Genomic DNA, 6,355 nt, shown 5'->3' with positions numbered 1-6,355 from the left:
AGAAGATAAAGGATATGCAAAAAGTTATACAACTAATCCTTTTATAAATGAAATTTATGGCATTGGCATCAGTTTCTATAACAAGCAGTGCTATATTGCTTGCAAAAAGATAAATAAAACAGAATGATGTTTTGTGATTTCTAAAGAAGTTTTTTGTCATGTACAAAACACAGATCTATAAATGATCTTCTCTTAATGTCTTGCTTATGTTTAACTTTATCTAGCAAGAATTCCCCCGCCTCTATAGGCGGTTGGGCTGAATTGCTCCACAATTGTGGCTGTAAATAATATTGAATTATATTAAAATATAATTAGACGATATATTGTGAATAGGTTATTATTCGATGGAATTTGATGGTAATGCTCATTCAGTCTTTTTACTGAATTATCATTTGATTCTGGTTGTAAAATATAGAAGAAAGGTATTTGATGACAGAATATCGCAGAGAGCTAAAGAAATATTTTCCAGAATTGCCCCAAGTTACAATATCACTCTGCAGGAGTGGGGACACGACCTAGATCATGTTCATATATTGTTCCGAGCACATCCAATGAGCGCAATTAGTAAATTCATAAATGCTTAAAAAAGTGCCAGCAGCAGGTTGCTGAAGAAAGAGTTTCCTGAAATAAGACTAAAGTTATGGCAAGAGCAGTTCTGGAGTCAGAGGTTCTGTCTTCTGACAACTGGAGGTGCTCCACTTGAAATAGTGAAGGAATACATTCAGACTCAGGGGCAAAAATAAAGATATTTTATTCGTATGTACACAGCTTATTATTTTAGAATCTATCCAACTGACAAGCAGAAAGAGCTTTTTGTAAAGACTTTCGGCTGTGCACGCTCCATATACAATAAAATGCTTGCAGACAAGATTGAGCATTACAAGCAAACCGGGAAAATGCTCAAGAACACCCCTGCTCAATACAAGAAGAATTTCCCATACTTCAAAGAAGTAGATAGTCTTGCTTTGGCAAATGCTCAATTCAATCTTGAGGGAGCATTCAGTAATTTTTTCAATAATCCAAAGTTTGGATTTCCAAATTTCAAATCAAAGAAAAATTCAAAACGTTCCTATACAACCAATATTGTAAATAATAATATTGAACTTAAGAACGGAAGACTTAAACTTCCAAAGGCAGGCTTAGTAAGAATAAAGCAACACCGAGAAATTCCCGATGGATATATTCTTAAATCTGTAACTGTAAGTCAGATAGGAAGTGGTAAGTTCTACGCCAGTATTCTATTTGAATATGAAGAGAAAATAACAAATAAAGAGCCACAAAGCTTTCTTGGCATGGATTACTCCATGCATGATTTGTATGTAGATAGTGAAGGTAATAAAGGAGAATACGAACACTTCTATAGAAAGTCAGAGCAAAAGCTGAAAAGAGAACAGAGAAAGCTTTCTCTGATGAAGAAAGGTTCTAAGAATAGAGCCAAACAAAGAATTAAAGTAGCAAAAGTCCACGAAAAAATAGCAAACAGCAGAAAAGATTTCATGCATAAAAAATCACGACAGATAGCCAATGTCTGTGATTGTGTATGTATTGAAAATCTTGATATGAAAGTTATGTCTCAAAGTCTGAATTTTGGAAAATCAGTTCATGATAATGCTTTTGGCATGTTCATGGAAATGCTTTCCTATAAACTTAAAAGACAAGGAAAATATCTGGTAGAGGTTGATAAGTTTTATCCAAGCTCTCAGCTATGTTCTGTCTGTGGATATCAGAACAAGGAAACCAAGGATTTATCCTTAAGAGAATGGATTTGCCCTCATTGTGGCACCAGACATGACAGAGATATCAATGCGGCTGTAAATCTTCTAAAAGAAGGCAAAAGACTTTTGCTAAATCAAATAAAAAAACAACCGAGGGGCACTCGGGGATAGCCTGTTGTGAGTGTTAAAAGCTCACTGCTTAGCTCATTAGAGCTATCGAACAGGAAGCTCCTACCTCTACAGGTAGGGGAGGATGTCACTAAATTCTGATTTAATATAATGTACACAACAAGCTTCCATATATGCATACAACAAAAGATAGAAATTGCTTTTTTGTAAAGAAAAACATTTTTCTTCAGGATCCGATGTATTGACTCTGTCAAATAATGCCAAATCAAAAACTGTAGGTTCTTTCATATAAATACATCCATTTTGACAGATATTTTTTTGATCTTCTTAAAAATAAAAGATCTCATAATTAAATAATCAGCTGTATTTGATATACTTAGCATATGAGATCAAGATTATTCAAGACAGTTTTTCTGACATTTGTTTTTTCTTTATGTGCAAATTCCTATGCACAGGATAACAACTGCTCATTAAGTTTCAGACCGAAAATCGGAGAAATGGCATTCTCTGCAGTTGGCTCATCTCTTAAGATTGCAGACAGAAACTGTTTGACACATTATCTTTACTTTCCAGAATCTGTAAAATCAGGAGCCGTTGATATTCCGAAGGGACTTTACAGATATATAAAGGATGATAATGAGAGAATATCATTTTCAAATATCTCATCTGATGGTGATAAGGTTCAAAGTTGCATATACTGTGATCCTATAAAAAATCTTTTTGTAAGAAAATCTGACAAAAAACAGCTTTGTGCTCTTAGTATCATGTATATAGAATCATGTGCAAAATCAGATTCAATAAGATATGAAATAAAAAGAAAAAATGAAATTACTGAGGGTGTATGTACAACTGCCCTAGTCTATTCAGGTCGTTCAGAGAATACTTTAAGCTTTGCTGTTAATGACTGCTCTAAAATTTCAAAACCTACTTTAAGATATGATCTCAAATATGGCAATGTCATAAGATTTTTAGATGAACAGTTTATAATCTATAAGGCTGACAATCTTGGTATTTACTATTCAAGACTGAATAAGCCAAACTTAAAGGCAAATGATATTGTTGATGAAAACAACTCTGTTCTTGCAAAACAGTGCGAGAAATTAAATGCATCTCAGATAATAATAAATACATCCGATAAATAAAGAGAAAATCATGCTTATTAAAATACTGCAGTTTTTACCTGTAATCATTTTTTTTGTTTCTTACAAAACAACAGCTGATCTTATCCTAGCAACATCACTTATCATAGGATCAGTACTTGTCTGCTCTGGTATTGAATATCTTGTAACAAAAACCATATCAAGAATGCAGCTAGTCATGATTGCTGCAGTTTTAGTTTTTGGAATTCCAACTGTACTACTTAAAGATCCGAACTTTATCAAACTTAAGATCTCAATAGTTAACCTGCTTTTGGCTCTTGCAATATTTGTCTTCCAGGTAATTTTAAAGAAGAATCCGTTTGCATATCTTTTAAAAAAGGATCTGCCAATACCTGACAGTGCCTATGCTCTGTTATCAAAAATGTGGATGATTTTCTTTGTATTTGCAGCAGGAATTAACATCATTATTGCTTTTTATCTTCCAGAGCTTTTTGGTGTAACACAGCAGAGTGCAGAAAATCTGTGGGTTGACTACAAAACTTTCGGAAATGCGCTCCTTAATGTGGTATTTACTCTGTTTTGTGTTTTAATAATATATAAAAAATACCCAGATGCATTAAACGATAAACTTAAACAATAACAACTATACATAACAAAAGGATAACAAATGCCAGATCAGAACTTTGGTAACATCAAATATGCCGTAATTCCAGTTGCAGGACTTGGAACAAGACTTCTTCCTGCAACAAAGGCTATTCCAAAGGAAATGATGCCGCTTGTAGACAAGCCTCTGATTCAGTATGTTGTATCAGAAGCTGTAGCTGCAGGTATCAAGAACATCGTGCTTGTAACTCATTCATCAAAAAATGCCATTGAGAATCATTTTGACACCTCATTTGAACTTGAGGCTACTCTTGAAAAAAGAGTTAAACGTCAGCTACTTGAGGATATCAGAAGTATTATCCCTGAGGATGTATCAATTCTTAATGTAAGACAGGGTGAATCAAAAGGATTGGCTCATGCTATTGCATGTGCAAGCCCAATTGTTGGCAAGAACCCATTTGCTGTTCTTTTACCAGATGTGCTGATTGATAACATTGCATCAGATCTAAATGTTGATAATCTATCAGCGATGATCAAGCGTTTTGAATCAACCGGTATTCCTCAGATCATGGTAGAAAAGGTACCAAAAGAGGATGTAAGCTCCTATGGTATCGTTGATATTGATGGAAATACCCTAAAAGAAGGTGAGAGTGTAAAGATTAACACAATTGTTGAAAAGCCATCAGTTAAGGATGCTCCATCTGATTATGCTGTAGTCGGAAGATATGTGCTTCCTGCTGAAATCTGGTCACTGTTTAAGAAAACTCCTCTTGGTGCAGGCGGTGAATTCCAGCTTACAGATACTATCGATCTTCTGATGGGCATGATGGATATTGAAGCTTTTAATATCAAGGGTTGCTCTCATGACTGTGGAAACAAGTTTGGTTATGTAAAAACCTTCATTGATTATGCACTAAGACATGAGCAGATTGGCAAGCAGGTACTTGAATATATTAAGAGTATTAAGTAACTAAAAAACTCATTTGCTTTGTTAAAATATCTTATTTTGACTTTGTTTTGCAAAAGCAGATTTTTTTAATTTATCAGATCTGATTTTTTCATCAGATCTGATTTATTTATGAAAGATATCATAATCACTTTAAACCTTTATTTTTCAGACATAATCCTTTGTTTTAAAATATTCAGCCTTAAAAATTCTTCATAATTGATAATCAACACAATTGGATATATCATTTATATATCTATTTTCATTATCAAAATATTATGAACTGGAAACTTCTTCTTTCAATTCTTGTGGTATGTGCCTGTCTTATGAGTTCAAGCTATACCATGCTTATACCATTTCTTCCTGTTTATCTTATAAAGGAATTAAATGCATCATCTGACAATGTAAGTATGTGGTCAGGTGCATGCTTTGCTGTTACATTTGCAATTTCAGCCTTTGCAGCTCCCCTTTGGGGAAAACTCTCAGACAGAATCGGTAAAAAACCAATGGTTATAAGAGCAGCTTTTTTACTGTCTGTTTCCTACTTTATTGGTGGAATTGTAAAAACTCCTGAACAGATGTTTTTAATGAGAGCTTTTCAGGGATTTGCAGCAGGTCTCTGGCCTGCCTTACTGGTTCTGACATCAGCATATGTACCTAAGAACAGACTGGGTATAAGTATGGGACTTATGCAAAGTTCTATGATCTTAGGTCAGGTTGCAGGTCCTCTACTTGGTGGTCTTCTATCTAATCTTGTGGGCATGAGAAATTCATTCTTTATAGGATCATCAGTTCTCATGTTTATAACTCTTTGTGCTGTATTTATAATCAAAGAGCCTATCAAGGCTGATGAAAAGATAAAAACTGCAAAAAATAATTCAGCTATAGGTGAAATTTTATCAAACAAAAATATTCTAAGCCTTCTTATAGTGGTGTTTCTCTGTAATTTTGTGCTCTTGCAAATTCAGCCAATTGTTGCACTTTATGTCGATAAACTTACAAATCATGCAAACAATGCAGTCTTGATAACAGGACTCATACTCTCTTTAGGTGGACTTGCAGGTGCTATGGCTTCTCCTCTTTGGGGAAGATTTGGTCAAAGAGCTGGCTTTGCAAAATCACTAGTTCTTGCTTTAACTGTTGCAGGTGCATTTATGCTTGTACAGGCTATTCCTGATGATGTTAAATATTTTGCTTTAATGCAGTTTTTAGTAGGACTCGGATTTTCAGGAATTTTTCCTCTTGCAAACTCAATTCTTGTTACAAATACAAAAGAAAACAACAGAGGACAGGCTTTTGGTATTCTATTCTCATCTCAGATGCTTGGAGGTGCTTTAGGACCTGTAATTGGAGGTGTTATGGTAACGCTCATATCCTTCAAATCAGTTTATATAATTTCAGGTATCATTCTTCTGTTTTGTGCTGTTTTCTTAAACAGCACAAAACAGAAATTTGAAAAATATAGCCAAAATCAAAATACTGATTAGGCGTTCAATAAACAGTGTTCATCTAACTGAACACAGTTTGATGTTCATTTATTTAACCTTTTTACAAGAAACTTCACACTGCTTGTTATAAAAACTGATGCCATAGCAATAGATAGTATTTATGCTGTCTTTCTTTAAGAATGGCTCGTAATACTTTTTCTTTTCTATCTGTAAAAGAGCATCATTAGTATCCTGTTTTAAGTCATCATCATTTGTTGATGCTTTTATCTCAATGATAACTACTTTCTTTCTTCTTTCATTCATGAACATTAAATCAGCATAACCATCACCTGATTCACTGTTTGATTTAAAGTCAGTTATGAAGTTAGAACAGTTTGTAAATACTCCTGATAAGAATCCATGATAGAAGTTCTC

The 6,355-nt window shown here is 34.0% G+C and carries 6 protein-coding genes and 1 pseudogene; 6 read left to right on the top strand and 1 reads right to left on the bottom strand.

Translation table 11 applies throughout. From position 1 onward, the window contains the following. Positions 1-344: 344 nt before the first annotated feature. From tnpA to ACJML3_RS03425, 6 genes and pseudogenes are all read left to right on the top strand, one after another. Positions 345-743: pseudogene (tnpA, locus tag ACJML3_RS03450) on the top strand (IS200/IS605 family transposase). A 15-nt stretch (positions 744-758) separates the two neighbouring features. Continuing rightward, positions 759-1,886, top strand: a complete 1,128-nt coding sequence (locus tag ACJML3_RS03445; protein ID WP_406020643.1) for an RNA-guided endonuclease TnpB family protein — start codon at positions 759-761, stop codon at positions 1,884-1,886. A gap of 341 nt (positions 1,887-2,227) precedes the next feature. Continuing rightward, the gene (locus ACJML3_RS03440) at positions 2,228-2,986 is read left to right on the top strand and encodes a hypothetical protein (RefSeq protein ID WP_406020641.1); all 759 of its coding nucleotides are present in this window, start codon (positions 2,228-2,230) and stop codon (positions 2,984-2,986) included. A 10-nt stretch (positions 2,987-2,996) separates the two neighbouring features. Continuing rightward, positions 2,997-3,584: a septation protein IspZ gene (locus tag ACJML3_RS03435; RefSeq protein ID WP_406020639.1), complete on the top strand. Its 588-nt coding sequence runs from the start codon at positions 2,997-2,999 to the stop codon at positions 3,582-3,584. 27 nt (positions 3,585-3,611) lie between these two features. Further along, the gene (gene galU, locus ACJML3_RS03430) at positions 3,612-4,517 is read left to right on the top strand and encodes a UTP--glucose-1-phosphate uridylyltransferase GalU (RefSeq protein ID WP_406020637.1); all 906 of its coding nucleotides are present in this window, start codon (positions 3,612-3,614) and stop codon (positions 4,515-4,517) included. Between the two features lie 254 nt (positions 4,518-4,771). After that, positions 4,772-5,980, top strand: a complete 1,209-nt coding sequence (locus ACJML3_RS03425) for an MFS transporter (RefSeq protein WP_406020635.1) — start codon at positions 4,772-4,774, stop codon at positions 5,978-5,980. A 48-nt stretch (positions 5,981-6,028) separates the two neighbouring features. Here ACJML3_RS03425 and ACJML3_RS03420 read toward each other — a convergent pair. Further along, a partial coding sequence (locus ACJML3_RS03420) for a PD-(D/E)XK nuclease domain-containing protein (RefSeq protein WP_406020633.1) occupies positions 6,029-6,355 on the bottom strand: 327 nt, incomplete at its 5' end.

The organism is Succinivibrio sp., assembly GCF_045124615.1.
In the GTDB taxonomy this organism is placed as follows: domain Bacteria; phylum Pseudomonadota; class Gammaproteobacteria; order Enterobacterales; family Succinivibrionaceae; genus Succinivibrio; species Succinivibrio faecicola.
Note: the sequence above shows the minus strand (reverse complement) of the source record. Positions and strands in the feature narration are given on the sequence as shown.